This is a genomic window from Nitrospira sp. BLG_2, assembly GCF_049222245.1.
This window is the reverse complement of record NZ_JBLYIG010000196.1, coordinates 1-2,346: the sequence shown is the minus strand read 5'-3', so window position 1 is coordinate 2,346 and position 2,346 is coordinate 1. Positions and strand designations below refer to the sequence as shown.

General features: G+C 56.4%; 2 protein-coding genes and 2 tRNA genes. 1 reads left to right on the top strand and 3 read right to left on the bottom strand.

Annotated elements, in window-relative coordinates:
• The 3 genes from ACOSYY_RS05400 to xerD all read right to left on the bottom strand — a co-directional run bounded on the left by ACOSYY_RS05400 (position 1) and on the right by xerD (position 1,340).
• Positions 1–78: transfer RNA gene (locus tag ACOSYY_RS05400), tRNA-Asp, on the bottom strand.
• Between the two features lie 133 nt (positions 79–211).
• A tRNA-Val gene (locus ACOSYY_RS05395) sits at positions 212–287 on the bottom strand.
• 93 nt (positions 288–380) lie between these two features.
• A complete protein-coding gene (gene xerD, locus ACOSYY_RS05390) occupies positions 381–1,340 on the bottom strand; it encodes a site-specific tyrosine recombinase XerD (RefSeq protein WP_421661242.1) in 960 nt (319 codons plus the stop codon).
• A gap of 122 nt (positions 1,341–1,462) precedes the next feature.
• Here xerD and ACOSYY_RS05385 point away from each other — a divergent pair.
• Positions 1,463–2,346, top strand: an 884-nt coding sequence (locus ACOSYY_RS05385) for a tetratricopeptide repeat protein (protein WP_421661241.1), incomplete at its 3' end; no start/stop codon positions are given.

Sequence of the window (2,346 nt, the reverse complement as noted above, 5' to 3'; positions counted from 1 at the left end):
TGGCGGGGCCGACGGGATTTGAACCCGCGACCTCCAGATTGACAATCTGGCGTCCTAACCAGGCTGAACGACGGCCCCGCAAAACCTATCTCTGGCAGAACAGCAGCACGATAAGACGAAATCGTTGGTCGCCGATCAATTTCCTGCGTGTAGGAACAGATCCTCCGCGCGGCAAGCACATTTCCTGTCTCTGCGTACCAATGACTCCAAATGGTAGGCGGAACAGGGATTGAACCTGTGACCTCTGCCTTGTAAGGGCAGCGCTCTTCCAACTGAGCTATCCGCCCGATTTTCTTAGCAACCGCGCGGAGCGTATCAAGTCCACCCTTTCTTGTCAACGGGTTTGCGCACTGTTGTCCGGTTTCGCAATGTCCCGGTTCCTAACTATGGCCGCTTGATCGATTTTTTGCGCGTGTCCGACCTCGATCAAGTTGTCGTGGGAAATATCGGCGATGGATCTGCCTCAACCGGCTGCCTTCCACGTGTGTATAGATTTGAGTCGTCGCGATATCTGCATGACCCAACATGGATTGAACGACTCGCAGATCGGCTCCACCTTCCAGCAGATGCGTGGCAAACGAATGCCGCAGCATGTGCGGCGAGATCGGTTTCGAAATACCGGCGCGTCGTGCCCGCTGCAGAAGCAACTTCCAAAATGCCTGTCTCGTGAGCCCTCGTCCTCGTCGACTGATAAACAAGACGCGGGACGATCGCCCTTTGAGTAGAACCGGTCTCACATGTTCCAAGTAATCAACCAACATCCTGCCCGCAGTCTGGCCAATCGGGACGACTCGCTCCTTGGCTCCTTTCCCTACGACTCGCACGCAGCCCAGATTCACGTCGATTTGCGACAGGCTGAGCCCGACAAGCTCCGACACGCGAAGGCCCGCCGCATACAGCAATTCCAGCATCACGCGGTCGCGTTGATCCTCGGCACGATCGCGAGCCGGCAGTTCCAGCAACGCCGTCACTTCTTGATGCGTCAGTGTCTTCGGCAGTCGGATCGGCCGACGCACCGTCGCCATATCCCGGAGAGGATATATCTCGACGAGGTTTTCTCGAACCAGAAAGCGATACCACCCTCGCATCGCCGAGAGTAGTCGGGCAATCGACGAAGCGGTGAGGGCCTCTTGTTTGAGCGATGCGAGGAAGGATCGTATCGTGTGCGGTGGAACAGAGTCTCCGATGCTGAGCTGTTGTTGTCTCAAGTATCGCTGCCAACGAAAGAGGTCGCGCCGGTAGGACTCAAGGGTATTGGCCGCCAACCCGCCTTCAATCCGAAGCTCGCTGAGATACCGTTCAAGAAGAGGGTCCAGCAATGCTACTGTTGATTCAGCCATGGCCGTCGGATGGAACTATAGCGAACTCCCTTCATTCGTACAATGATGCCGCCGTAGTTCTCCTTGACAGGTCGCACCCTTTCCGATACTAGTCTGCTACGGCCTACCACCGGTCGAACGTAATGCTTGCCTATGCTCACAATCCTTCTTCCACCTCTGCCTGGCCGCTGGTGGTCGTCATTGCCTTTGCGCTAATACTCGTCGCCGGCCTCGTTCCGGCTCAAGCGGGCAAGGCAGAAACGGCCGATTCCGTAAAGATCATTCCTCCGAATCCGCTGGTCTTGAACCAAGCCAAACATCTGATCGAAAAAGGCGATCCGGAAACCGCAGCCACAGTCCTGCGTCGATTTTTGACGACCACTCCCCCACCTGAACATCTCGATGATACCTACCTGTTGCTGGGAGCCGCGCTCTACGGGATGAAGGACTATGGAGAGGCGCTCCGCTATCTGAACCAACTTCAGACGGAATTTCCCGAATCCGACCTCGTGGACCGAAGCAAACTCATGATGGCCCGCATCCATGCCGCCATGGGGAATATCGATCTGGCGCTGCCGTTGCTGGCGCAAGTACGGACAACGGCACCCGACGATGCAACCAGACGTGAGGCGCAACAGTTGACTGCGGAGGCATTGGCTCACAAAAAGGACTATGTCCGGGCTATCCATACCTTGCTGGAGCTTATGGCCGGCAGCTCCGACGTACAGATGGCGGAGACACGAGAGCAGATACGCCAATTCATCACGGACAAGCTGGACAAAAAAGGGTTGACCCGCGTGCGGGATGCCTATCCCCATTCATATCCCGGCGACCTCGCGTCTCTTCGACTGATCGATTACTTCATCGGCCGAGGTGAAGATCACTTGGCGGAACGGGAGACCCGGCATTTCCTTGCTGCTTTTCCCGCTCATCCCTCCGTCCAGAAGGCAAGTGAATCGTTGGAACTCATCAAATCGAGGTTGAAGGCGAACCAATATTTTATCGCGGCCGTCCTTCCGTTGTCGGG